The following is a 632-nucleotide window of genomic DNA, read 5'->3' on the forward strand; positions in this document are numbered from 1 at the left end:
GCATTACAGGTTCCTTTTATACCAAGTGAAGATGATTCAGTAAGATTGCTATTTGAAGTTACGGAGGGATTAGATTTTACAGATTTATATAAAACATACTCTACATTAGGTAGAAATCCAGCAATCGACCCTGCCATCTTATTTAAAATATTAATATATGGATGTATGAATAAAATATATTCTTCAAGAGATTTAGAAAAAGCTTGTAAAAGAGATATAAATTTCATTTGGCTTTTGCAAGGGCAAAAGGCTCCGGATCATAATACCATTGCACGATTTAGGAGTAAACACCTACAAGGATGTATATCAGATTTGTTTAATCAACTTATTGCAAAGCTTGGAGAAATGAATGAGATTAGATATGAAAATTTATTTATTGACGGGACTAAAATCGAAGCGAATGCCAATAAATATACTTTTGTATGGAAGAAAGCAACTGATAAGTTTGAATCTAAACTACAAGAAAAAATCAAAAAAACTTTTGAAGAAATACATGAAAATTTAGATATTAGAATTGCTAACATTGATCAAAAAATATCTGTTGATTATGCTAGTAAGATACTTGATAAATTAGAAAATATAAAAAAAGAAAATTCTACTGAATTTGTTTATGGGAAAGGCAAAAGAAAAAG

General features: G+C 28.3%; 1 protein-coding gene. It reads left to right on the forward strand.

The annotated features are described in order from the left end of the window. A partial coding sequence (locus LQE93_RS16735) for a transposase (protein WP_269144420.1) occupies positions 1 to 632 on the forward strand: 632 nt, incomplete at both ends.

The organism is Clostridium sp. NSJ-145 (assembly GCF_021044725.1).
In the GTDB taxonomy this organism is placed as follows: domain Bacteria; phylum Bacillota; class Clostridia; order Clostridiales; family Clostridiaceae; genus Clostridium; species Clostridium disporicum_B.